The organism is Vibrio sp. B7 (assembly GCF_963888765.1).
In the GTDB taxonomy this organism is placed as follows: domain Bacteria; phylum Pseudomonadota; class Gammaproteobacteria; order Enterobacterales; family Vibrionaceae; genus Vibrio; species Vibrio anguillarum.
In genome coordinates this window covers 144,703-170,080 of sequence record NZ_CAWPKR010000011.1, presented here as the reverse complement: position 1 = coordinate 170,080, position 25,378 = coordinate 144,703, and the positions used below count along the sequence as shown (strand labels likewise).

Here is a 25,378-nt window from a genome sequence, read left to right as displayed (position 1 = left end):
CGTTATGAAATTTCCTGGCCAACGCAAATCAAAGCATTACTTTCCTGTTCATGCACGTGACCCACTTGTTATCCAAGCACAAGAAAATAAAAAAATGTCACGTACACATATTATTGGTATTGACCAGACCTTGGTGGATATAGAAGCGAAAGTAAATACTGACCTCATCGAAAAATATGAGCTTAGTAAAGGCCATTCGTTAGTGATTGACGATCAGAAGGCCGAAGCTTTGTACACTGAGCTCAAACAAAATGGTCTGATTACTAACGAATATGCTGGGGGAACGATTGGCAACACATTACACAATTATTCGGTGCTGGCAGATGATCGCTCAACGTTGTTAGGCGTGATGAGCCAAGATATCAAAATTGGTAGCTACGGTTATCGTTATTTATGTAATACATCAAGTCGGATGGATCTGAATTATTTACAAGCGGTCGATGGAGCGATTGGGCGCTGCTTTGCCTTGATCACAGAGGATGGAGAAAGAACCTTTGCTATTAGTGAAGGGCAAATGAACCAACTTCGCGCAGAAAGTGTTCCAGAAAAAATATTTAAAAGTGCTTCAGCCTTAGTATTGACTGCTTATTTAATTCGCTGCAAAACTGGTGATCCAATGCCAGAGGCAACAATGAGAGCGATTGAATATGCTAAGAAATATGATGTACCTGTTGTTTTAACCTTAGGTACTAAATTTGTTATTCAAGATGACCCTCAATTTTGGCAAAATTTTTTGCGTGATCATGTCACTGTTGTTGCCATGAATGAAGATGAAGCCGAAGCATTAACCGGGGAAAGTGATCCTCTTGCAGCGTCAAATAAAGCTTTAGATTGGGTCGATCTTGTATTATGCACCGCAGGACCAGTCGGTTTATTTATGGCAGGATATACTGAAGATGCAGCGAAACGTGAAACATCGTTGCCACTATTACCTGGTTCTATTGCTGAATTCAATCGTTATGAATTTAGTCGCCCAGCATCAAAAATAAGTTGTGAAAATCCGATACGTGTTTATTCTCATATTTCACCGTATATGGGTGGGCCTGAGAAAATTAAAAATACTAATGGTGCGGGAGATGCGGCGTTGTCGGCATTGCTGCATGATATGGCAGCCAATAAATATCATAAAGAGAACGTCCCTAATTCGAGCAAGCATCAGAATAACTTTTTAACCTATTCATCCTTCTCGCAAGTTTGCAAATATTCCAACCGTGCCAGTTATGAGGTGCTAGCCCAGCATTCACCTCGTCTGTCACGTGGTTTACCTGAACGTGAAGACAGCTTAGAAGAAGCGTATTGGGAAAGATAAAAGATTAAAATAATAAAAAGGCTCCGTTAGGAGCCTTTTTATTTGCTAAAGAGTTATTAAATCTCGAATTCTTCTAGAGATTTACCTGCATCAAGTTGCTCTTGAATTGCAGAAGGTGTGCGACCTTGACCTGTCCATGTTTTTTCTTGGCCATTGGCATCAAGATATTTGTATTTTGCTGGACGAGGTGCGCGTTTGCCTTGAACTTTAACTTTGTTCTTAGTTTCACCAGAAAGTGCAGAAATTAATGCGCTTACATCAATACCGTCTTTGGCAATCTGTTCTGCAATCGCAGCCAGCTTCGCTTCTTGTTCTGCGCGAGCAGAGCGTTCTTCTTCTTCCGCTTCTCTGCGTTCTTGAACAACGATCGTTAATTTATCTAGTGCTTCTTCAAGCTGCTCTAGAGTGAGTTCACGGGAAAAAGCGCGTAGGCTACGAATATTAAGTAGAGTTTTTGTTAATTCAGACATGACTATTCCTATTTGATTTAATTTAGTCGACACAGCAATAATAAACTGCTGAATTGGTACTTACAATATTAGATTCAAATATTAATGAAAATTTTATAGATAAATAAAAATCAAAAAAATATGAACTTGTTAGTGATGAGCTAATTTCATACATAAGTAGTAGTATCAAGAAGATCATCAATGATTTTTAGATAGACTTATAATTAATGTTTTTTATTATAATCTTCGTGATATTCATTGCACCACATTATGAAAGAAGTCTCAATGTTTCTTAATGAATGTGACCAATAATTGATGCACTTTGATGACATGATCGGTTGCAATGCATTCGTTGTTAAGTACAATGTCATTTACCTAAAGCGAAGTAAGACATTTATCATTGTTAAAATGACTTAATAACGGTGATTTATTGTACTTTCTTTGACGTAGAGGTGCGGTAAAAAATAGTAACTTTTGTTGGGGTAATGCCAATGAACAAAAGTGAAAGGTTTTATCGCCGAAGTAAGTATGCACATTAAAGCAGCTTGCTGGGGTTGTATTCGAATAGGAACAACACTGCCATAGTCTATTCTTTTTTTAAACTATGGAGCGCTACTGTAGGGTTGGGTGAAGTGTTCGCTTCCCTTTCGCTTAGTTCAACATGAATTACGTGGTTATCTTAGCTCGTAATTTGTCTGCAGTAGATCTCTAACCATTTACTTACTGGTTTTTGAAGATCATGAATTTAATCGATTTTGCATCATCTCCTCTGTCGCTGTTACCGCCTCTGGTAGCATTAAGTTTGGCTGTTCTTACACGCAGAGTACTTGTTTCATTAGGTGTCGGTATTGTATTAGGCGCGGTATTACTCGCGGATTATTCTTTTGGTAGTGCATTCAGTTATGTTGCTACTAAGGTATCAAGCGTCTTTGTTGCTGATGGCGGCATTAATACTTGGAATATGAGTATCGTCGGATTTTTGCTTTTATTAGGTATGATGACCGCGCTATTAACTTTGTCTGGCGGTACTCGTGCTTTTGCCGAATGGGCACAAGTCCGCGTAAAAAGTAAACGTGGCTCAAAACTGCTGGCGGCATTTTTGGGTGTGTTTATTTTCGTTGATGATTATTTTAACAGTTTAGCCGTAGGTTCTATTTCTCGTCCTGTGACTGACCGCTTTTATGTATCTCGCGCTAAACTTGCCTATATCCTTGATTCAACTGCAGCACCAATGTGCGTTGTGATGCCAGCTTCTAGCTGGGGCGCGTACATTATGACGATTATTGGCGGTATTCTCGTTTCTCACGGGATTACCGAATATTCGGCATTGGGCGCGTACATGCGTTTAGTACCAATGAATTTTTATGCCATTTTTGCATTACTGATGGTGTTTGCGGTGGTGTGGTTCCAATTAGATATTGGTCAAATGCGCCAGCATGAAATTAATGCCTCCCAAGGCCGTGGATTTGACGACGCAAATGAAAACGATAGCCAAGACGCACATGAGTTAAATGAAGAGCTTGATATCAAAGAGAGCGAACATGGCAAAGTGTTGGATCTGGTTCTGCCTATCGTATTACTCATCATTGCAACGGTTTCAGCCATGTTATTTACGGGTGGTCAATCTTTAGCCGCAGACGGTAAAGCATTTGATCTACTGGGTGCGTTTGAAAACACCAATGTCGGCGCTTCATTGATTTACGGCGGGCTAGTTGGCTTGGCGATGGCTCTGTTTACTGTATTTAAGCAAAAGCTGCCAATGAATGACATCAGTAATACATTGTGGATCGGTGCTAAATCGATGTTTGGTGCGATTTTGATCCTGATTTTTGCGTGGACAATTGGCTCTGTTATTGGGGACATGAAAACCGGTGCGTACATGTCATCTTTGGTTCAAGGTAATATTGATCCGCATTGGCTACCGGTCATCTTATTCTTACTATCGGGCGTGATGGCGTTTTCAACCGGCACTTCTTGGGGAACGTTTGGCATCATGTTGCCCATTGCTGGAGATATGGCTGCGGCGACCGATATCGCTCTAATACTCCCTATGCTGAGCGCGGTGCTCGCTGGTTCCGTTTTTGGTGACCACTGTTCTCCTATTTCTGACACCACCATTTTATCGTCGACAGGCGCGCGTTGTAACCATATCGATCACGTTGCGACACAATTGCCGTATGCACTGGCTACGGCCTTGGTTTCGAGTGTCGGTTTTGTTGTTTTAGGAATGACAGCGTCAGTGCTGATCTCGTTGGCTTGTGCTTCTGTTGCATTTATCATTGTGTGCATGATTATGGCCGCTATGGCGAAATCAAAAATGACACATTGCGAGACGTTGTAGCCGTATTTTGGTTAAATAGAGTTGATAAAAGGGAAACGAAAGTTTCCCTTTTTTATTACTGGTGCACGACGGCGAAAAAAGATTTTAAAAAAGCAAAATTTTTAGTTGAAAAAGAACATCAGCTTGGTTAGTGTGGAGTCAAGACAGCAAACCAATAAGAGCTGATAAGTATGCGTAATTTTGTAATGAACATTCATCATCACCATCACCCTAAATAATCTTTCGGGGAGATGTACGCATACCCGGGAGGCAGGAAACTCCCGGTGGTTAAGTCAAAGCATTTAGATTAAAACCCTCGGGAGAACGCAAATCTCCCGAGGGTTTTTTCATTTTGCTTTAACTCAATTCCAAATACATTCAATACATTGCACAGGGAAATTGTCATGCAAACACAACGCCTAAGAATTGCCATCCAGAAGAAAGGCCGCTTGAGCTCAGAGTGCCAAGACTTACTTAAAAAATGCGGAGTGAAATTCAATATCATGGGTGAGCGTCTTGTCGTTCACTCTCTCAATATGCCGATCGACCTACTGCTAGTGCGTGATGACGACATACCCGGGCTGGTGATGGACGGTGTGGTTGATCTCGGTTTCATTGGTGAGAATGAACTGGAAGAGGTGCGTTTAGAACGCTTGTCGCAAAATAAGAAAAGTGAGTTTGTTTCACTGCGCCGTCTTGATTTTGGTGGTTGCCGCTTATCCATCGCGATCAATAAAGATCAGCAATACAACGGTCCTCAAGATTTGGCGGGTAAACGCATCGCCACAACTTATCCGCAGCTACTCAAAGCGTACATGGATGAAAAGGGCATTGATTTTAGCACTTGTGTGCTCACAGGCTCTGTTGAGGTTGCGCCACGAGCTGGCTTAGCTGATGCGATTGCTGACCTTGTTTCTACCGGCGCAACATTAGAAGCGAATGGTCTCAAAGAGGCTGAAGTTATCTTCCAATCCAAAGCAACACTCATTCAGCGTCAAGGTGAATTCAGTGAAGATAAGCAAGCATTGATTGCTCGTTTATTGACGCGTATGCAAGGCGTGATTCAAGCCAAAGAGTCCAAATACATCATGCTGCATGCCCCGGTTGATCAATTAGAAGCGATTAAAGACTTACTTCCGGGAGCGGAAGACCCAACAGTGCTGCCTTTATCGGCGGAGAAAAATCGCGTTGCAGTACATGTGGTCAGTACCGAGAACCTATTTTGGGAAACCATGGAGCGCCTAAAAGCATTAGGGGCGAGTTCTATTTTGGTTTTACCTATCGATAAAATGATGGAGTAACGGCGATGAGAACTGTCGTTTGGCAATCGTTGAGTGAAACTCAGCAAGATTCAATTTTAGAACGCCCGGCCATTACTGAAGGAGCCAATGTCACTGCTGCCGTGAGCGCCGTGATTGCGCAGGTGAAAGCGCAAGGTGACCAAGCTTTAATTGAGTTAACTGAAAAATTTGACCGCGTGAAACCGGATTCAATTCGCGTTTCAAGTGGTGAGATTGATGCGGCGTGCGAGCGTCTTTCTGACAAGATGAAACAAGCGCTTCAACAAGCTTATGAGAACATTACTAAGTTCCATAAAGCACAAAAGCTGCAACCGATCAAAGTGGAAACGCAGCCGGGAGTGGTGTGTGAACAAGTCACGCGTCCAATTAATACGGTGGGTTTGTACATTCCCGGAGGCAGTGCGCCTTTACCTTCTACCGTATTAATGTTGGGTGTTCCTGCACAAATTGCAAGGTGTCGTAAAGTGGTGCTCTGCTCACCGCCACCGATTGCGGACGAAATCCTCTACGTGGCCAAGCTGTGTAACATTGATGAGGTGTACAACATTGGTGGTGGTCAAGCGGTTGCAGCAATGGCTTATGGGACTAAATCCGTTGCTAAAGTAGACAAAATCTTCGGCCCCGGCAATGCCTACGTGACAGAAGCAAAACGTCAAGTGAGTAATGATTTTCGCGGTGCAGCGATTGATATGCCAGCGGGTCCTTCGGAAGTGTTGGTGATTGCTGATGATACGGCTGATGCCGATTTCATCGCGGCTGATCTGCTTAGCCAAGCTGAGCACGGACCTGATTCACAAGTTGTGTTAGTGACCCCTTCAGCGGTGATTGCCGATCAAGTAACAGATGCAGTGCAAAAGCAGCTAAAAAGCTTATCTCGCGCCGCCATTGCAGAAAAAGCCTTGGCTTCTAGTTTGATTATCATCGCTGAGTCTTTGACCCAAGCTGTTTCTATCTCGAACTACTACGGTCCTGAGCACTTAATTGTGCAAACGCGGAACCCTCGTGAGCTGTTGCCGTTACTTGATAACGCTGGCTCAATTTTCTTAGGTGAGTGGTCACCAGAATCAGCCGGTGACTACGCTTCGGGTACCAACCACGTTTTGCCAACATACGGCTACACGCGTACTTATTCTAGCCTTGGTTTAGCTGATTTTAGTAAGCGCATGACGGTGCAAGAACTCAGCGCAGAGGGCTTACAAGGGTTAGCGCCAACTGTGGTCACAATGGCAGAAGCTGAAGGATTGGATGCACACAAACGTGCGGTCACCATTCGAGTCGAAAAATTGCAAAAGGCGAAAAAATAATGGAAAAACTGGCTCGTAAGCAAATTCAAGCACTAAAACCTTACTTATCGGCTCGCCGTATTGGCGGCAGTGGTGATGTGTGGCTCAATGCCAACGAATCGCCATTCAATAATGAGTACAAAACCGATTTTGTACGTTTGAACCGTTACAGTGATTGCCAACCTAAAGCTATGATCGATGCGTATGCGGCTTATGCCAAGGTACAACCAGAGCAGGTGTTGACCTCACGTGGTGCCGATGAAGGGATTGAACTTTTGATCCGCGCATTTTGTGAGCCCAATCAAGACGCTATTTTATACTGTCCGCCGACTTATGGTATGTACGCGATTAGCGCTGAAACGTTCGGTGTCGAGCGTAAAGTTGTGCCATTAACAGCGGATTGGCAGCTCGACCTGTCAGCCATTCGTGCCAATTTGGACCGCGTGAAGTTGATCTTCGTTTGTAGTCCTAATAATCCAACCGGCAATTTGGTTAAGCGCCAAGATATTATTGCTTTGCTGGAAATGACTAAAGACCGCGCTATTGTCGTGATGGATGAAGCCTACATTGATTTTTGTCCAGAAGCCTCAACCGTTGATTTATTAGCGCAATACCCGAATTTGGCGATTTTACGCACCTTATCTAAAGCGTTTGCGCTTGCAGGTTTGCGCTGCGGTTTTACCTTGGCCAATAAAGAGCTGATTGATGTGCTGCAGAAGGTAATTGCACCTTATCCCGTGCCAATTCCGGTAGCAGACATTGCCGTGCAAGCGTTATCGGAAGCTGGGCTGGCTCGTACCAAATTCCAAGTGTTGGATCTCAATGCAAACCGTGCTTACTTACAAGCAGGGTTGTATATGGTGCCCAATTTAACTGTGTTTGAAGGGTGGGGAAACTACCTATTAGTGAAATTTCCCGATGGTGATGCGCTGTTTAAAGCCGCTTGGGATCACGGCATTATTTTACGCAATTCTCCGATTGAAAATTGCGTGAGGATCAGTATCGGTAATCGTGAAGAGTGTGAAAAAACACTCGCTTTTATTCGCAATTATTATCAGTAATCGAGCACCATAAATAGCCCAAAATGAATAAGAGCCAGTCGTTTAAGTGACGTTACTGGCCAATAGAAAAGGATATTCCAGTGAGCAAACAGCAAAAAATTCTCTTTATTGATCGTGACGGAACCTTAATTGTTGAGCCTCCGGTCGATTTCCAAGTTGATCGTTTAGACAAACTGAAACTAGAGCCGTATGTGATCCCAAGCCTACTGGCTTTGCAGGCTGCGGGTTATCGGCTGGTGATGGTCACCAACCAAGATGGACTGGGGACGGATAGCTATCCTCAAGCGGATTTCGATGCCCCTCATGCGATGATGATAGACATTTTTCAGTCCCAAGGAGTGATCTTTGATGATGTGCTGATTTGCCCGCACTTTGAAAAAGATAATTGCTCTTGCCGCAAACCCAAACTGGGGATGGTTAAAGAGTATCTGCAAGGAGGCAAAGTCGATTTTCAGCAATCAGTGGTGATTGGCGATCGAATGACCGACCTGCAACTGGCTGAAAATATGGCGATCCGTGGTATTCAATATCATCCGAAAAGTATGGGATGGCGTGAAATAGTTAAAGACTTAACCGTGAAAGCGCGCAGCGCCGAAGTGGTAAGAACCACTAAAGAGACCGACATTAAAGTTGCGGTCAATTTGGATGAAACTGGTGGTAATCAAATTACAACGGGGTTAGGTTTTTTTGACCATATGCTTGACCAAATCGCAACCCATGGTGGTTTTCAATTGAAGTTGAGCGTCAATGGTGATCTGCACATTGATGATCACCACACCATTGAAGATACCGCATTAGCACTCGGGCAAGCCTTAAAAGAGGCATTAGGCGATAAGCGTGGCATTGGTCGTTTTGGTTTTTCGTTGCCGATGGATGAGTGTTTAGCACAATGCGCGCTCGATCTATCGGGTCGCCCTTATCTGAAATTTGAGGCCACCTTTACACGTGAGCAAGTGGGCGATCTCTCCACTGAAATGGTATATCACTTCTTCCGTTCATTAACCGACACTTTGGCCTGTACGCTGCATCTCTCATCCAGTGGTGAGAATGATCACCATATTATTGAAAGTTTGTTTAAGGCTTTTGGCCGCACATTGCGCCAAGCCATTAAAGTGGAAGGCAATGAACTACCTAGCAGCAAAGGAGTACTGTAATGTCGTCAGTCCGCGAAGCGATGAGTGATCACAGCAGCCAGCCGCAAAAGGTCGTCATCATTGATACAGGCTGCGCTAATGTTTCTTCCGTGAAATTTGCCATCGAACGCTTGGGTTACCCAGTCACTATTTCAAAAGATCCTGATGTGGTGTTGACGGCAGATAAGCTGTTTTTACCCGGTGTCGGTACGGCAAGTGAGGCGATGAAAAATCTGCAACAGCGCGATTTAATCACCTTGGTGAAACAGGTTGAAAAGCCACTGCTCGGCATCTGCTTAGGCATGCAACTGTTAGGTCAGCTGTCAGAAGAAAAAGGACAGCAAGCTAACGATCAAGCTAATGACATTGTTGAATGCTTGGGGTTATGTGACGGCGAGGTTCGCCTGATGGATACAGGCGATTTACCACTGCCACATATGGGTTGGAACACGGTCAATGCCGAAAGAGGCCATCCTCTGTTTAAAGGCATTGAGCAAGGCGAATATTTCTATTTTGTCCATAGCTACGCCATGCCCGTCGGTGAATACACGATTGCCGAATGTGAATACGGTAAGCCTTTCACCGCGGCGCTGCAAAGCGGTAATTACTATGGTGTCCAATTTCACCCAGAGCGCTCATCCAAAGCAGGCTCAGCACTGATCAAGAACTTCTTGGAATTATAAAAGGGAATTAGCAATGATTATTCCAGCATTAGATTTAATTGATGGCCAAGTGGTTCGCTTATTTCAAGGCGATTATGGTCAAGTTACCGAATACAAAGTGGACCCTGCAGAGCAGTTTCGCCTCTATCATCAGGCTGGAGCTAACTGGTTGCACCTTGTCGATTTAACGGGTGCAAAAGATACCTCCGCCCGACAGCTTGATCTGATTGCCAAACTGCTTGCCAGTACCCCTGCCAATATTCAAATTGGTGGGGGTGTGCGTAGTGAGCAAGATGTGGTGGATTTATTAAATGCGGGTGCGCAGCGCGTGGTTGTCGGTTCTACGGCCGTAAAACAGCCTGAATTAGTCAAAGGATGGATGGAAAAGTATGGCGCAGAAAAAATTGTGCTAGCGCTCGACATCAACATTGATCAAGACGGCACACGTAAAGTGGCCATTTCAGGTTGGCAAGAAGATTCAGGTGTAACGATAGAAGCCTTGATTGATGATTACCTAACGGTCGGTTTGACACACGTATTGTGCACTGATATTTCCCGCGATGGCACACTAGCCGGTTCTAACGTTGAGTTGTATATCGATTTATGCAAACAGTACCCACAAGTACAGTTTCAATCCTCAGGTGGTATCGGTAGCTTAGCGGACATCAAAGCCTTAACAGGCAGTGGCGTCGCAGGCGTGATTGTCGGTCGTGCCTTATTAGATGGTAAGTTCACCGCTCAGGAGGCATTCGAATGTTGGCAAAACGCATAATTCCTTGTTTGGATGTCCGCGATGGACAAGTCGTGAAAGGGGTGCAGTTTCGCAACCACGAAATCATTGGTGATATCGTACCGCTTGCAAAACGCTACGCCGAAGAGGGTGCGGATGAGTTGGTGTTTTACGACATTACCGCGTCGAGTGATGGCCGAGTGGTGGATAAAAGTTGGGTTGCGCGTGTCGCGGCAGTGATTGATATTCCATTTTGCGTCGCGGGCGGTATTAAATCTGCCGAAGATGCTGCGCGAATTTTAGAATTTGGAGCAGATAAAGTCTCCATTAACTCTCCAGCACTCGCTAACCCACAGTTGATTACTGACTTGGCGGATAAATTTGGCGTGCAATGTATTGTAGTCGGCATCGACTCTTACTTCGATCAAGAAACGGGTCAGTATCAGGTCTATCAATTTACTGGCGATGAGACGCGCACCAAAGCAACACAGTGGCAAACTTGCGATTGGGTACAAGAGGTACAAAAACGTGGTGCGGGTGAAATCGTATTGAATATGATGAACCAAGACGGCGTGCGTAATGGTTATGATCTACAGCAACTCCAGAAGGTACGTGCTGTGTGTCGCGTGCCACTTATCGCTTCTGGTGGGGCGGGAACGATGGAGCACTTTGCGCAAGCTTACCAACAAGCTCATGTCGATGGCGCGTTGGCGGCATCGGTTTTTCACAAGCAGATCATCAATATCGGCGAATTAAAACAATATTTACAAGCAGAAGGTGTAGAGGTAAGACGATGAGTTTTCAAGTATCGAGTGCGGTTGCACTTTCTGAGCGTATTGATTGGAACAAAGTTGATGGCCTTGTTCCGGCGATAGTGCAAGATTTTCAATCAAGTCAAGTGCTTATGATGGGTTACATGAACCAAGATGCGTTGCAAAAAACCGCGCAAACAGGCCAAGTGACGTTCTTTTCTCGCAGCAAACAGCGCCTTTGGACCAAAGGAGAGACCTCTGGTCATGTGTTACAGTTGAAAAACATGGCGCTCGATTGTGATAATGACACTTTATTGGTCAAAGTGAATCCCATTGGGCCAACGTGCCATACTGGAACCACAACCTGTTGGGATAACGATGCACAAGAAGAGTCTCAAATGGTGTGGCTTCATCAGCTTGAGCAACTATTGGCTGCCCGCAAGAGTGCCGACCCTGATTCCTCTTACACCGCTAGCCTTTATGCCCGTGGAACAAAGCGTATTTCGCAGAAAGTGGGCGAAGAGGGCGTTGAAGTTGCACTTGCGGCGACGTCGGGCGATAAGGCGGAGTTAGTGTGTGAGTCTGCTGATTTGATTTATCACTTATTGGTGCTATTGCAAGACCAAGGATTAGCGTTGAGTGATGTGATTGATAAGCTTAAAGAACGCCATAAATAAACACAGTGAAGCCTCTTAAATAAAGAGGCTTCCGTTTTTTGAGAGCGGTGTTAGAGGGTAATTTCTTTCCACTCACCGGGTTGTAGATCGCCTAAAACAATGTCGCCCATCGCGTAGCGCACTAAGCGCAGTGTTGGAAAGCCAATATGCGCTGTCATACGTCGTACTTGCCGGTTTTTACCTTCAGTAATGGTAATCGCAAGCCATGTGGTTGGGATTTGTGCGCGAAAACGAACCGGTGGATTACGTTCCCACAAGGTAGGCGGTTGCAAAATCTCAACCTTGGCAGGCAGCGTCATGCCATCTTTTAGCTCTACACCTTGGCGCAATTTATCTAAATCGTTTTGAGCGGGTTCTCCTTCTACTTGAACCCAATACGTTTTTGGTAATTTTGACTGCGGCTGCGTTAGTCTTGCTTGCAAGATGCCGTCATTGGTGAGCACCATCAAACCTTCGCTGTCTCTGTCCAAGCGACCTGCGGCATACACCTCTTTTACGGGAATAAAATCAGCGAGAGTTTTGCGCCCATCACCATCAGTAAACTGGCTTAGTGTATCAAAAGGCTTATTAAAGATGATGACTTTTCGATCAGCAAGTGATATTCGTTTTTTTACCTCTTCTGCAGATGAAGAGGAGCGGGCGGTTGAGCGCTGATGTGGATCGCGCCGTTTAAAATGAGAAGAGCCAGAGGGTTTTGATACTGATGAAGAATCACGACGCAAGCGGGATGACATGTTAACTACCTTGCAAAAATGTAAATGAAGTGTGTTTGAAAGTTTTCTGAACTTTGGATTTAAGCTATGATTTGCGCGCCCAGAAACAGGATTGACGCACAAGATAATAGACTATTATCCTAGTTTTGTTTAATTATACTCAACCCATGCTATTTGGATTCAGTATCAATAAAGGGTTTGGGTGTATACGTATTTTCACTCAATGACTAAAATCGGATAACGCTCAACGACATTCGATTCAGTTTTTGAAAGAGTGACGCTATCGTGTTCAAGTCGCGAGGATGCTAACCCACTTGACACGGACAATCACACAGCGCTGTTTCATCCAATGGTGCTGCTAGAACAAATAGGGAAATTTTTCATGCCTACAGAAAAACCTACAATTATTTATACCATCACAGACGAAGCACCAGCACTGGCCACTTATTCTTTATTGCCGATTATCCAATCCTTTACCGCCTCGTCAGGTATTAGCGTTGAAACCCGCGATATTTCACTGGCTGCGCGTATCCTTGCCAGCTTCCCAGAACATTTAAAAGAAAATCAACGTGTAAGTGATGCGCTTGCCGAATTAGGTGAACTGGCGACCAAACCAGAAGCGAATATTATTAAACTGCCTAACGTTTCGGCATCGGTCCCACAATTGAAAGCCGCGATTAAAGAGTTGCAGGAAAAAGGTTACGACCTACCAAATTATCCTGAAGAACCAAGTACCTACGAAGAAGAAGCGATTAAAGCGACTTACGATAAAATCAAAGGTAGTGCGGTTAACCCTGTGTTGCGTGAAGGAAACTCCGATCGCCGCGCACCACTATCAGTCAAGAATTATGCGAAGAAAAACCCACATTCAATGGGCGCATGGTCACCGCAATCCCGTTCACATGTTGCCAGCATGCAAGACAAAGATTTCTATGGAACAGAAAAGTCAGTCACCATTGAAGGTGACACTAAGGTCAAAATTGAGTTTGTCGGCCATGATGGCTCGACTAAAGTCTTAAAGAAAGAGTTTGCGCTGCTTGATAAAGAAATTATCGATGCTTCAGTTCTAAGCAAAAAAGCGTTAGTTGAGTTTTTCGAGCAACAAATCGCAGCAGCGAAACAGCAAGATGTGCTGCTTTCCTTGCACATGAAAGCAACCATGATGAAAGTGTCTGACCCAGTCATTTTCGGCCATGCCGTTAAAGTGTACTACAAGGACGTATTTGCGAAGTATGGCGCGTTGTTTGACTCATTAGGTGTTGATGTCAACAATGGCCTAGGCGATGTTTACGCGAAAATACGAGCATTGCCACAAGCACAGAAAGAAGAAATTGAAGCCGCGATTCAAGCGGTTTATAACACGCAGCCACCGCTTGCTATGGTCGATTCTGACCGAGGTATTACTAACCTACATGTCCCAAGCGATATCATTGTTGATGCGTCAATGCCAGCAATGCTGCGCGCTTCTGGTCAAATGTGGGGGCCAGATGGCAAGCAACAAGACACCAAAGCACTGATCCCCGATCGCTGCTACGCTGGCGTTTATCAAGCGGTGATTGATTTTTGTAAAAAGCACGGCGCATTTGATCCCACCACGATGGGCAGTGTGCCAAACGTGGGCCTTATGGCGCAAAAAGCTGAAGAATATGGATCGCACGATAAAACCTTTATCCTCGATGCAGCGGGTTCGGTACGTGTTGTGGATACCTCCGGCAAAGTATTGCTAGAGCAAGCTGTTGAAGCTGGTGATATTTTCCGCATGTGCCAAGTGAAAGATGCACCGATCCAAGACTGGGTGAAACTGGCCGTGACTCGCGCCAGAGCTACTGGCGTTCCTGCGATTTTCTGGTTAGACGATCAGCGTGCGCATGACCGTGAATTGATCAAAAAAGTCAACGTCTACCTTGCTGATCATGATACGGCTGGCTTAGATATTCAGATCCTATCACCCGTTGAAGCGACTCTGTTCACACTTGAGCGTCTCAAAGCGGGTAAAGATACCATCTCAGTTACGGGTAACGTACTGCGTGATTACCTCACGGATCTATTCCCCATTCTTGAGCTCGGTACTTCGGCTAAAATGTTGTCGATTGTTCCCTTGATGAATGGCGGTGGTTTGTTTGAAACAGGTGCTGGTGGCTCTGCGCCAAAACACGTTCAGCAGGTTGAGAAAGAAAACCACTTGCGTTGGGATTCGTTAGGCGAGTTTTTAGCGCTGGCGGCGTCTTTGGAACATTTGAGTGTTGTCACTGGAAATGCGAAAGCGAAAGTACTAGCCGATGCGCTTGATAAAGCCACTGGTAAGTTCCTTGATCTCAATAAATCACCATCGCGCAGAGTTGGTGAGCTTGATAACCGTGGCAGTCACTACTATCTTGCAACCTATTGGGCTGAGGCCTTAGCAGAGCAGACGGCGGATGCTGATTTAGCGGCGGAATTCGCACCGATTGCGAAGCAGCTACAAGAAAATGAACAGGTTATCGTCTCTGAGCTGAATCAGGCACAAGGTACTCCGGGTGATTTGGGTGGTTACTATGCGCCAGTGTTTGAAAAAGCATCAGCACTAATGCGTCCAAGCCAAACCTTGAACGCGATCATTGGCGCTTAACCTTCAGTTATTCACCTCTAAGCAATAAAAAAACCCGCCAGTTCGGCGGGTTTTTCATCAAATACACGTTTGGCAGCGATTATTTTGCAAGTTGACCTTCGATTGGAACAACAGCGCTAGCGTGATAACCTTTCGGCCCCTGTTCAATCTCGTAGGAAACTTGTTGGCCCGCTTTGAGTGTGCGGTAGCCTTCCATTTGAATGGTTGAATAGTGAGCAAAAATATCGGTATCCTCACCTTCTGGACAAATAAACCCAAATCCTTTGGCGTTGTTAAACCATTTTACTGTACCTGTAGCCATGCTTTACATCCCTCATTGCATTTTAGTTACTGATGTTGTTATCGAGAAACTTATCCTAAAAACGTTACCCGAATGTGAATATCAATTCAGCCGCTGCCAAATTTTTAGTCACTAATTGACCAATGTAGTCAATGATTCGGCGCAGTCAATAGGCAAAAGGTATGATACTCGACATATTTGCAAATAAATCACTTTTCAGGTTTACATTGTTGTAACGATTAAATAGGGCGTTAAGAATGAAATAGTTAAAGAAAGCAGTTGCTTTTGTTTTCTTTTTAATCAACTACGCCGTTGATAGTTCGGAATAGCAATGTTTTATTTGCAGCGATACAATTGCTGCATTAGTCTCTAAGTAAGGGTTGTTTTTCAACTGTGTCGGTAGCACTAATAACATTAATAGATTCCAACGACACAATGGTTACTGAGAGGCACACGGTTCCACTAGGTAGAGAAGCACTCTAAATACGGTCATCATGAGTAAACATTTTGAATGGGTGACTCCAGACTCAGATCTTCTGGAGAAAGAGAAGACAGCAATTAAACCACCAGCGATGTACAACGTAGTTCTCAATAACGATGACTACACGCCGATGGAGTTTGTGATTGAAATCCTTGAGCGATTTTTCTCGATGGATATCGACAAAGCAACACAGATAATGCTCAAGGTGCATTATGAAGGGAAAGCAATTTGTGGCACGTTCAGTGCCGAGATTGCAGAGACCAAAGTAGCTCAAGTTACTTTGTACTCAAGGGAAAATGAGCATCCACTGCTTTGTACTATGGAGCAAGCGTAGTCGCTTGCTGGAGCAACAAAGTGGTTCCTTAAGGAGGTACTTATGCTTAATAAAGAACTAGAGTCGAGTCTAAACGGCGCGTTCGCTCGAGCGCGAGACAAAAGACATGAATTCATGACCGTCGAGCACCTCCTACTTGCGTTATTAGAAAATGATGCAGCCAGAGAGGCCTTATTAGCCTGCCAAGCGGATTTAGATGCCTTACGCCAAGAGCTTGATATTTTTATTGATCAAACCACACCTCTTATTCCTGAAAGTGACGAAACACGTGAAACGCAACCTACATTGAGTTTTCAACGTGTGCTGCAACGTGCTGTATTTCATGTGCAATCCTCTGGCCGCAATGAAGTCACAGGAGCGAATGTACTGGTTGCAATCTTTAGTGAGCAGGAGTCACATGCGGCTTACCTACTGAAAAAAAATGACATCAGTCGCTTAGATATCGTCAACTACATTTCGCACGGCATCACTAAAGCTTCCAGCGCAAGTGATAATTCAGCCTCTTCCGACTCTTTTAGCAGCGAATCAGCTGATGAAGTCAGTTCTGATGAACGTTTGGAAAGCTTTGCCAGCAACCTCAACCAATTGGCAAAGCAAGGGTTGATTGACCCGCTAATTGGGCGTGATAAAGAGCTAGAACGAACCATTCAAGTGTTGTGTCGTCGCCGTAAAAATAATCCGCTGTTAGTGGGAGAAGCGGGAGTCGGTAAAACGGCGATTGCGGAAGGGCTGGCGTGGCGTATTGTGGAAGGCCAAGTGCCTGAAATCATTCAAAATAGCGTTATTTATTCACTGGATATTGGCTCATTACTCGCTGGAACTAAGTATCGTGGCGATTTTGAAAAGCGTTTTAAAACCATTTTGAAACAGCTTGAAAAAGAGCAGGACGCGATTCTATTTATTGATGAAATTCATACCATCATCGGTGCGGGTGCCGCTTCTGGTGGTCAGGTGGATGCGGCTAACTTAATCAAACCTCTGCTTAGCAGCGGTAAATTGCGCTGCATCGGCTCAACGACTTATCAAGAGTACAACAACATCTTTGAAAAAGAGCGCGCGCTGGCTCGCCGTTTTCAAAAAATCGATGTGGTCGAGCCATCGTTGGATGACACCACTAAAATACTTATGGGCCTGAAAACAAAATACGAGGCGCACCATGATGTACGTTACACCAATAAAGCGTTACGTGCGGCCGTAGAGCTTTCTGCAAAATACATCAATGAACGTCATTTGCCAGATAAAGCGATTGATGTGATTGATGAAGCGGGAGCACGTTCAAGATTGGCACCTGCAAGTCGCCGCAAGAAAACCGTTGGAGTGGCCGATATTGAAGCGATGGTTGCTAAAATGGCGCGTATTCCAGAAAAATCGGTCTCTTCTTCCGATAAAGACATTTTGCAGCACCTTGATAGAAAAATGAAAATGTTGGTATTTGGACAAGATGACGCTATCGATGTATTGAGTGAGGCGATCAAACTCTCACGCGCTGGCTTAGGTGCCGACAATAAGCCGGTGGGTTCATTCTTGTTTGCTGGTCCAACAGGCGTGGGTAAAACGGAAGTGACAGTGCAGTTATCGAAGCTACTTGGCATTGAGCTGCTGCGTTTTGATATGTCTGAGTATGGTGAACGCCACTCAGTGAGTCGTTTAATTGGTGCTCCTCCTGGTTATGTTGGGTATGACCAAGGTGGCTTGCTAACTGATGCTGTGATTAAACATCCACATTCAGTGGTGCTACTTGATGAGATTGAGAAAGCGCACCCTGATATTTTTAACTTGTTACTTCAAGTCATGGATAACGGCACTTTAACGGATAACAATGGACGAAAAGCGGATTTCCGTAACATCATTTTGGTGATGACAACCAACGCAGGTGTTGCAGAGACAGTGAAAAAATCGATTGGTCTTATCCAACAAGACAATAGTTTTGATGCGATGTCAGAGATTAAGAAAGTATTCACACCCGAATTTCGTAACCGTTTAGATAACATCATCTGGTTTAATCGTTTGGATGAGCGTGTAATCCATCAAGTGGTTGATAAGTTTATTGTTGAACTACAAGCTCAACTCGATGCGAGAGGTGTATCGTTAGAGGTTTCTGAGGATGCTCGTCATTGGCTTGCTGTGAAAGGCTACGATATTGAGATGGGCGCTCGTCCGATGGGCCGCGTGATTCAGGATAAGCTGAAAAAGCCATTAGCGAATGAGTTGTTGTTTGGCTCGTTGGTCGATGGTGGCACAGTGAAAGTGGATTTAGATGGCGAAGAGCTTAAGCTTAAGTACATTGGTTCTCGTGAAGAAGCGGTTCACTAATCGGTAATCCCGATGCTTATCACCTAATAACAAAAGCACGCTGAGGCGTGCTTTCTTCTATGCATTGCATTTAATCCAGTTCTATAAGTAACAAAAAACGGAGCATTTAGCTCCGTTTTTTGTTGCGTTCGAAAATCAGAGATTAACGAGCACGGAAGACGATGCGGCCTTTAGTTAGGTCGTATGGAGTCATCTCTACAGTTACTTTGTCACCAGTAAGAATACGAATGTAGTTCTTACGCATTTTACCAGAGATGTGAGCTGTTACTACGTGGCCGTTTTCTAGCTCAACACGGAACATTGTGTTTGGAAGAGTATCAAGGACAGTGCCTTGCATCTCAATTACGTCTTCTTTAGCCATTTAATCCTCTTTAGAAACTTGGCGATTTTTAACGGACGCATTCTGCCGCTAAAAGATAAATATGTAAAGTTGGGGCGTATTCTACCCTTGCCAACGTTGATTTACTAGCTTTTGATGGCGCTCAAAGCGTACTTTGTAGTTCATTGCTGGGCATTCATCAATTTGATAACCCAAATATAACCATTGTTTCTGTGTGGCTTGGCAATATTGCAGTTGAAATAAAACGCCAAGTGTCCCGAGTGACAGATCTGACTCTGGATCATAAAAGGTATAAAAGGCGCTGGCACTGTTTTGTAAAATATCCGTCACCGCAATCGCGACCAGCTGTCCATTTTGATAAATATGCAGGTATTGAGTATCTAGCCAACGACAAGCGGAAAAGGTTTCAAACTCCTGCTCGTTGGGAGGGTACATGCTGCCCTCTTTATGTCGCGCTTCAATATAGCGGGCATAGAGTGCAAACCAACCCGAATCCATGGTCGGTTTCAGCTGCCACTGAAAAGCGTGTGCCTTTTTGAGTAACCGCTTTTGGCTGGTTGATAGCTTGACTTGGTCAACAAAAACACGCAATGCTTGGCAGGCGTTGCAATTGTCACAGTGAGGTTTGTAAATGGTATCCCCACTGCGTCGAAAACCATTTGCGAGTAGAATTTCATAATTCTCAGGCGATTGCATGGCGGAGTCTAAAGTCACAGCGACACGTTCTTGCCTATCTTTTAAATAGCTACAAGGGTGGTTATTGGTTAAACCGATGCGTATTTGCTGTAAATCTGAGCTCATGGTTATCCTTCATTAGGCAAGGTGATCCACTGGGGTGTAAAGCAGCGCTCATCGACAGAGCTATCTCTAAAAGATAGCAAGGATTTGAGAAAATCGTCGCGCTCTAATTCGAAAGCTCCCAATGATGCCAGATGCGGATTCATCACCTGACAATCAATCAACTGTCCACCGTGTGATTGAAAATGCTGGCAAAAATACCAAAGCGCAATTTTTGATGCATTGGCTTTGATACTAAACATCGACTCACCGCAAAACATTTGGCCCATTTGTATGCCATAGAGCCCGCCGATCAATTTATCTTCCTGCCACACCTCAACCGAATGACAACGGCCAGAAGCCGCAAGGGCGAGGTAGGCGCTGCGCATCTCTTCATTTAGCCAAGTTTGATCTGCGGGTCTTACGTTGGCGCAACTTGTAATTACCTCTTTAGTTGCATGGTTAAGGCTTATTTTATATTGATGTTTTCGCTGGAATTTTTTAACGCTTTTAGCTGGAGAAAAAGTTTGTGGGTTAAACACAGCTCGTGGAGCGGGGCTCCACCAAAGAATAGGCTCTTGTGGGCCATACCAAGGAAAAATTCCGTGTCGATAAGCATTATAAATACGTTCTGGTTGTAAATCTCCACCAAACGCGAGCAGTCCATTTGGCTCTTCTAGCGCCTCATCAGCGGAAGGAAAAGAGAAATCATCAAGCGCAAGTTGAGGAAGGTAAATAGTCATGTTCGATCCGATCTGGGTTAACCATCAAGATAAGGCCACGGAATGAGGATAGTAGGGATTTTTCAATAGTTTGCCAATCATTACTATCAGGCCATATTTGTACTGGAGTTCGCTTTTATTTTTAGATAGGCTGCAAGTACGAAGAATTTTCATTTTCCCAGAGCAAACAGGAGCTCTTTGGAAGATGCAAGGAAACACAACTCGAATGGAAAGCCTCACGTTACAACCAATAAAAAAAATTAATGGGCAAGTCAATTTACCCGGTTCCAAAAGTGTCTCAAACCGAGCGCTACTGCTTGCCGCTCTGGCAAGTGGTACGACTAAGCTAACGAACTTGTTAGACAGTGACGATATTCGCCACATGCTCAACGCACTAGCAAAACTTGGCGTGGAGTATCGTTTGTCAGACGACAAAACGGTGTGTGAGATAAAAGGTTTGGGTCGGCCTTTTAGCATCGAGCAATCCGTTGAGCTGTTTTTAGGTAATGCAGGGACGGCAATGCGTCCACTTGCGGCAGCATTAGTCCTTGGACAGGGTGAGTTCATTTTGACTGGTGAGCCGAGGATGAAAGAACGTCCAATCGGTCATCTCGTTACAGCGTTACGTGAAGCGGGCGCTGATATTGAGTACCTTGAAAACGAAGACTTCCCGCCGTTAAAAATTACGGCAACCGGCCTTAAAGCTGGAACCGTGGCGATTGACGGTTCAATCTCGAGTCAATTTTTGACCGCCTTTTTAATGGCTGCGCCACTGTCTGATGGTGAAATGACGATAAACATCGTTGGTGACTTGGTCTCAAAGCCTTACATTGATATCACGTTACACATCATGGCGCAGTTTGGTGTAAAAGTGATCAACCATAACTACACTCAATTTGTGATCCCAGCTGGGCAATCGTATGTTTCTCCTGGGCAGTTTTTGGTGGAAGGAGATGCATCCTCTGCTTCTTACTTCCTCGCGGCGGCGGCTATCAAAGGTGGCGAAGTAAAAGTTACTGGTATTGGTAAAAACAGTATCCAAGGAGATATTCAATTTGCCGATGCGCTAGAAAAAATGGGCGCACTCATCGAATGGGGGAATGATTATGTCATCGCTCGTCGTGGAGAGCTTAATGCGGTTGATCTCGATTTTAATCACATTCCTGATGCGGCTATGACCATTGCGACGACCGCATTATTTGCCAAAGGCACCACAGCCATTCGCAACGTATATAATTGGCGTGTTAAAGAAACTGATCGTTTAGCCGCAATGGCGACGGAGCTGCGTAAAGTGGGTGCAGAGGTTGAGGAAGGGGATGATTACATTATCATCACACCACCAACGTCATTACAGCATGCGGCAATCGACACTTATGACGATCATCGAATGGCGATGTGTTTTTCGCTGGTTGCACTGAGCGATACCGCAGTGACGATTAATGATCCTAAATGTACTTCGAAAACGTTTCCTGATTATTTTGAACAGCTTGCGCAACTAAGCCACTAGGCATTGAGTGTTTAAACCCAAGAATGAAAAGCCTCGAATGAGGCTTTTTTTCATCAAGAATTACGATTGAACGAGAGTAAATTGCTTTGATAAATGCAAGGCAAGGTACTTGAACATGTTAAATACCGCAGTGGTATTAGGTGTTGGCAGCCCCTTGTCGTCTAAAAAGTAGTTGCCTTTAAAAACTAATACATCCTCTTTTTCTTCAACGCTATCGGCGCGCATGCCAACGATATAAGCGTCATGTTCTTGAATGATTTGGTTTGCAATAAGTAACAAATCAAATTCAGTAATAGATTGTTTTTCGCTCATCTTTTACGGTCCTATGAGTAGATGTGCGAGGATAGTGCCGTAAAAGGGTAGGTAATTTCAATGATTTCAAATAGAATTCGGCGCAAAATTCGATGGAGTGGATTCTCAAGCTTTGACCAAAGAGAGAAGTCACGTCTAAGCTTAATCAAGAAAGCCGATTTTTTATGCAATGAGAATGTGTGACTTACGGCATATTTCATTGGATTTATTTCGCGAACTGATAATACTCACTTTAGTATGAGCGCCAAAGCACGTTTAGTAGAGTGCTGCAGCAATGAAAGTCAAGCTCACAAGTACCACAGGATTCGATTTTAAACTTCTCAATTTAGGTTGGAAGGCTGGCGGAGAATAGACCACTGAGCTCTGGTTGCATTTTGACCAATTATTGAGTGGTTGAATTTTATTTTTAAAAAACATGTTGATCTTCTTGTTAACTGGCTCGATAGTAAAAAAAGAAGCAATAATTTAGAACGTCATGCGATTTACTTTCGCGTAATGATTAAGGGCATTTGAGTCAATTATGGGTAAATCACTCGTTATAGTGGAATCGCCAGCCAAGGCTAAAACGATCAATAAATATCTTGGTAAAGATTTTATTGTTAAGTCGAGCGTAGGGCATGTTCGTGATCTTCCAACCGCAGGTCAAAGTACCGCTAAAAAAGCAACGCCTAGTTCTTCTTCAAAGAACCTTAGCGCTGAAGAGAAAGCACGCTTGAAAAGCGAGAAAGACCGCAGTTCGTTAATTAAGAAGATGGGCATCGACCCTTATCACGGCTGGGAAGCGAATTACCAAATTTTGCCGGGTAAAGAAAAAGTAGTGGCGGAATTGCAAAAGCTTGCTAAAGATGCCGACTGCATTTATCTCGCAACCGATTTGGACCGCGAAGGAGAGGCCATCGCTTGGCACCTTCGTGAGATCATCGGTGGCGATGAACAGCGATACAAACGAGTTGTATTTAACGAAATTACTAAAAATGCAATCCAACAAGCCTTCCAAACACCGGGTGAATTGAATATCGACGGTGTAAACGCCCAACAAGCGCGTCGTTTCATGGACCGTGTGGTGGGTTTTATGGTCTCTCCATTACTTTGGAAAAAAGTGGCGCGTGGCTTGTCTGCGGGTCGCGTCCAATCGGTGGCGGTGAAATTACTTGTTGAGCGTGAGCGTGAAATTAACGCGTTTGTCCCTGAAGAGTTCTGGGATATCCATGCTGATACGAAAACGCAAGATAAAACGGATTTCCGTCTGTTGGTTGCGCAAAAAAATGATGTAGCGTTTAAACCTGTCAACGAAGCGGAAGCTAAATCAGCGGTTTCGATTTTAGAAAAAGCTTCTTACGAAGTGTGTAAACGTGAAGACCGCCCAACCAGCAGTAAACCTTCCGCTCCTTTTATCACCTCGACGTTACAGCAAGCAGCCAGTACTCGCTTGGGTTACGGAGTGAAGAAAACGATGATGCTAGCTCAGCGCTTGTATGAGGCAGGTTACATCACTTATATGCGTACCGATTCAACCAACTTAAGTGCTGAAGCGGTTGAAGCGGTTCGCAGCTATATTGGTAGTGAGTTTGGACAAGCCTACTTACCTGAGAATCCGTTAGCTTATGGAAGTAAGCAGGGCGCTCAAGAAGCGCACGAAGCGATTCGTCCATCCAGTGTGGATGTTAAAGCCGATGATTTACAAGGTATGGAAGCGGATGCTCATAAGCTATACGCGCTAATCTGGAATCAGTTTGTTGCTTGCCAAATGACGCCAGCTCAATACGATTCGACCACTGTGAGCGTGAAAGCGGCAGAATTTACCCTTAAGGCGAAAGGTCGCATCCTTAAATTTGATGGTTGGACACGAGTTCAACGTCCAATGGGTAAGAATGAAGACCAAATTTTACCTCCAGTGAAAGTGGGCGAAACGTTGTTATTGCAAACGTTAGATCCAAAACAACATTTCACTAAGCCACCGGCACGTTATACGGAAGCTGCGCTGGTAAAAGAGCTTGAAAAGCGTGGTATAGGCCGACCATCGACGTATGCTTCTATCATCTCTACCATTCAAGATCGCGGCTATGTGAAAGTGGATCAGCGACGTTTTTATGCTGAGAAAATGGGTGAAATCGTCACCGATCGTCTGGATGACAGTTTCAATGACTTGATGAACTATGACTTCACCGCGCGAATGGAAGAAAAGCTGGACCAAATTGCAGCAGGATCTGCAAATTGGAAAGGAGTCTTGGACGATTTCTTTAAAGATTTCACTGCAGATTTAGAAACGGCTGAACTGGATGAAGAACAAGGTGGTATGAAACCCAACCACATCGTGATGACCGACATTCAATGTCCGACATGTTCACGTCCAATGGGAATTCGTACAGCCTCTACAGGGGTGTTCCTCGGCTGTTCTGGTTATGCACTGCCGCCTAAAGAGCGTTGTAAAACCACCATTAACCTAGGTGACGAAGAAGGCGTCATCAATGTCTTGGAAGAAGATGTTGAAACGGCTGCACTGCGCGCTAAAAAACGTTGTCCTATCTGTGAAACGGCGATGGATGCGTACCTAATCGATGACACACGTAAAATGCATGTGTGCGGGAACAATCCGAACTGCGAAGGTTACGTTGTAGAATTCGGTGAGTTTAAAGTTAAAGGCTATGATGGCCCAGTTGTCGAGTGTGACAAGTGTGGGTCAAACATGGTGCTGAAAAATGGCCGTTTTGGTAAGTACATGGATTGCACCAGCGATGACTGTAAAAATACGCGTAAGATCTTAAGAAGCGGCGAAGTTGCTCCACCAAAAGAAGATCCTATCCATTTCCCAGAATTGCCTTGTGAAAACTCGGATGCGTATTTTGTACTGCGTGATGGCGCTTCAGGTCTGTTTCTTGCAGCGAGCAATTTCCCGAAATCTCGTGAGACACGTGCGCCATTGGTTGAAGAATTGGCTCGTTTCAAAGAGCGCCTAGCACCAAAGTATCAATACTTAGCGGATGCGCCTGTACATGATCCTGATGGTGTGGCGGCGGTTGTACGCTTTAGTCGTAAGTCAAAAGAACACTATGTACGCACTGAGATAGAGGGTAAACCCTCAGGTTGGACGGCGTTGTACGATAATGGGCGGTGGGAAATTACCGATAAGCGTAAAAACGCTAAAAAATAGCCTTTAATGTGATCAATGCGAAAAGGTAGCCTTCGGGCTACCTTTTTTTTGGCTGGAGTTTGAGCAAGTTCAACTATTCATACTATTCATGGAGAATGTGTCGCCAATATTTTGACATTCCATGTGTAAGGCAGTATTGATTAACTATCCGTGAGCGGGCGGG

The 25,378-nt window shown here is 44.6% G+C and carries 22 protein-coding genes, 1 riboswitch and 1 other annotated feature; of the genes, 15 read left to right on the top strand and 7 right to left on the bottom strand.

Annotation, left to right across the window (positions count from 1 at the left end; translation table 11 throughout):
* Positions 1-4: 4 nt before the first annotated feature.
* A complete protein-coding gene (locus AACV32_RS05825; RefSeq protein ID WP_013857102.1) occupies positions 5-1,309 on the top strand; it encodes an inosine/guanosine kinase in 1,305 nt (434 codons plus the stop codon).
* Positions 1,310-1,365: 56 nt separating this feature from the next.
* Here AACV32_RS05825 and AACV32_RS05820 read toward each other — a convergent pair whose 3' ends face one another.
* Positions 1,366-1,779: an H-NS histone family protein gene (locus AACV32_RS05820; RefSeq protein WP_017043902.1), complete on the bottom strand. Its 414-nt coding sequence runs from the start codon at positions 1,777-1,779 to the stop codon at positions 1,366-1,368.
* A 418-nt stretch (positions 1,780-2,197) separates the two neighbouring features.
* Positions 2,198-2,381, top strand: a riboswitch (Lysine riboswitch).
* 116 nt (positions 2,382-2,497) lie between these two features.
* On the opposite strand from AACV32_RS05820, the gene AACV32_RS05815 reads away from it, so the two are divergent.
* From AACV32_RS05815 to hisIE, 9 genes are all read left to right on the top strand, one after another.
* On the top strand, positions 2,498-4,099 hold the full coding sequence (locus AACV32_RS05815) for a Na+/H+ antiporter NhaC family protein (RefSeq protein ID WP_026028031.1): 1,602 nt from the start codon (positions 2,498-2,500) through the stop codon (positions 4,097-4,099).
* Between the two features lie 193 nt (positions 4,100-4,292).
* Positions 4,293-4,429, top strand: a sequence feature (His leader region).
* A 53-nt stretch (positions 4,430-4,482) separates the two neighbouring features.
* Positions 4,483-5,379 carry an ATP phosphoribosyltransferase gene (gene hisG / locus AACV32_RS05810; protein WP_026027608.1) on the top strand — a complete coding sequence of 299 codons (897 nt, stop codon included), beginning with the start codon at positions 4,483-4,485 and terminating at the stop codon, positions 5,377-5,379.
* A gap of 5 nt (positions 5,380-5,384) precedes the next feature.
* The gene (gene hisD / locus AACV32_RS05805) at positions 5,385-6,683 is read left to right on the top strand and encodes a histidinol dehydrogenase (RefSeq protein WP_170894754.1); all 1,299 of its coding nucleotides are present in this window, start codon (positions 5,385-5,387) and stop codon (positions 6,681-6,683) included.
* Entirely contained in the window at positions 6,683-7,723 is a 1,041-nt protein-coding gene (gene hisC, locus AACV32_RS05800; protein WP_170894753.1) for a histidinol-phosphate transaminase, read from the top strand. The genes hisD and hisC overlap by 1 nt, the downstream gene beginning before the upstream one ends.
* Before the next feature lie 80 nt (positions 7,724-7,803).
* Positions 7,804-8,877, top strand: coding sequence for a bifunctional histidinol-phosphatase/imidazoleglycerol-phosphate dehydratase HisB (hisB, locus tag AACV32_RS05795; RefSeq protein WP_094147097.1), 1,074 nt, complete (start codon positions 7,804-7,806; stop codon positions 8,875-8,877).
* Positions 8,877-9,539 carry an imidazole glycerol phosphate synthase subunit HisH gene (hisH, locus tag AACV32_RS05790; RefSeq protein ID WP_017044648.1) on the top strand — a complete coding sequence of 221 codons (663 nt, stop codon included), beginning with the start codon at positions 8,877-8,879 and terminating at the stop codon, positions 9,537-9,539. Before hisB ends, hisH begins: the two co-directional genes overlap by 1 nt.
* A 13-nt stretch (positions 9,540-9,552) precedes the next feature.
* Complete coding sequence (hisA, locus tag AACV32_RS05785; RefSeq protein WP_013857092.1) at positions 9,553-10,290, top strand: 1-(5-phosphoribosyl)-5-[(5-phosphoribosylamino)methylideneamino]imidazole-4-carboxamide isomerase; 738 nt, start codon at positions 9,553-9,555, stop codon at positions 10,288-10,290.
* Positions 10,272-11,045, top strand: coding sequence for an imidazole glycerol phosphate synthase subunit HisF (hisF, locus tag AACV32_RS05780; RefSeq protein WP_017044649.1), 774 nt, complete (start codon positions 10,272-10,274; stop codon positions 11,043-11,045). Before hisA ends, hisF begins: the two co-directional genes overlap by 19 nt.
* Positions 11,042-11,677, top strand: a complete 636-nt coding sequence (gene hisIE / locus AACV32_RS05775) for a bifunctional phosphoribosyl-AMP cyclohydrolase/phosphoribosyl-ATP diphosphatase HisIE (protein ID WP_017043909.1) — start codon at positions 11,042-11,044, stop codon at positions 11,675-11,677. Before hisF ends, hisIE begins: the two co-directional genes overlap by 4 nt.
* A 50-nt stretch (positions 11,678-11,727) precedes the next feature.
* Here the strand turns inward: hisIE and AACV32_RS05770 are convergent, their stop codons facing one another.
* Positions 11,728-12,411 (bottom strand): pseudouridine synthase, encoded by a 684-nt coding sequence (locus tag AACV32_RS05770; protein ID WP_208871742.1) that lies wholly within the window; start codon positions 12,409-12,411, stop codon positions 11,728-11,730.
* A gap of 361 nt (positions 12,412-12,772) precedes the next feature.
* Here AACV32_RS05770 and AACV32_RS05765 point away from each other — a divergent pair, with 361 nt between their 5' ends.
* The gene (locus AACV32_RS05765) at positions 12,773-14,998 is read left to right on the top strand and encodes an NADP-dependent isocitrate dehydrogenase (protein WP_170894752.1); all 2,226 of its coding nucleotides are present in this window, start codon (positions 12,773-12,775) and stop codon (positions 14,996-14,998) included.
* A 79-nt stretch (positions 14,999-15,077) separates the two neighbouring features.
* Here AACV32_RS05765 and cspD read toward each other — a convergent pair whose 3' ends face one another.
* Entirely contained in the window at positions 15,078-15,299 is a 222-nt protein-coding gene (gene cspD, locus AACV32_RS05760) for a cold shock domain-containing protein CspD (RefSeq protein ID WP_013857087.1), read from the bottom strand.
* Between the two features lie 473 nt (positions 15,300-15,772).
* On the opposite strand from cspD, the gene clpS reads away from it, so the two are divergent.
* A complete protein-coding gene (clpS, locus tag AACV32_RS05755) occupies positions 15,773-16,093 on the top strand; it encodes an ATP-dependent Clp protease adapter ClpS (RefSeq protein ID WP_010319243.1) in 321 nt (106 codons plus the stop codon).
* 42 nt (positions 16,094-16,135) lie between these two features.
* Complete coding sequence (gene clpA / locus AACV32_RS05750) at positions 16,136-18,406, top strand: ATP-dependent Clp protease ATP-binding subunit ClpA (protein ID WP_170894751.1); 2,271 nt, start codon at positions 16,136-16,138, stop codon at positions 18,404-18,406.
* A gap of 142 nt (positions 18,407-18,548) precedes the next feature.
* On the opposite strand, the gene infA is transcribed toward clpA, so the two are convergent.
* The 3 genes from infA to aat all read right to left on the bottom strand — a co-directional run bounded on the left by infA (position 18,549) and on the right by aat (position 20,266).
* On the bottom strand, positions 18,549-18,767 hold the full coding sequence (infA, locus tag AACV32_RS05745) for a translation initiation factor IF-1 (protein ID WP_006075347.1): 219 nt from the start codon (positions 18,765-18,767) through the stop codon (positions 18,549-18,551).
* An 81-nt stretch (positions 18,768-18,848) separates the two neighbouring features.
* On the bottom strand, positions 18,849-19,547 hold the full coding sequence (locus tag AACV32_RS05740; RefSeq protein WP_017047730.1) for an arginyltransferase: 699 nt from the start codon (positions 19,545-19,547) through the stop codon (positions 18,849-18,851).
* 2 nt (positions 19,548-19,549) lie between these two features.
* Positions 19,550-20,266, bottom strand: coding sequence for a leucyl/phenylalanyl-tRNA--protein transferase (aat, locus tag AACV32_RS05735; RefSeq protein WP_013857084.1), 717 nt, complete (start codon positions 20,264-20,266; stop codon positions 19,550-19,552).
* 205 nt (positions 20,267-20,471) lie between these two features.
* Between aat and aroA the strand changes: the two genes are divergently transcribed.
* Positions 20,472-21,752, top strand: a complete 1,281-nt coding sequence (aroA, locus tag AACV32_RS05730) for a 3-phosphoshikimate 1-carboxyvinyltransferase (protein ID WP_026028027.1) — start codon at positions 20,472-20,474, stop codon at positions 21,750-21,752.
* Between the two features lie 60 nt (positions 21,753-21,812).
* Here the strand turns inward: aroA and AACV32_RS05725 are convergent, their stop codons facing one another.
* Positions 21,813-22,064 (bottom strand): YciN family protein, encoded by a 252-nt coding sequence (locus AACV32_RS05725; protein WP_013857082.1) that lies wholly within the window; start codon positions 22,062-22,064, stop codon positions 21,813-21,815.
* A gap of 520 nt (positions 22,065-22,584) precedes the next feature.
* On the opposite strand from AACV32_RS05725, the gene topA reads away from it, so the two are divergent.
* Positions 22,585-25,215 carry a type I DNA topoisomerase gene (gene topA / locus AACV32_RS05720; protein WP_170894750.1) on the top strand — a complete coding sequence of 877 codons (2,631 nt, stop codon included), beginning with the start codon at positions 22,585-22,587 and terminating at the stop codon, positions 25,213-25,215.
* Positions 25,216-25,378: the final 163 nt, after the last annotated feature.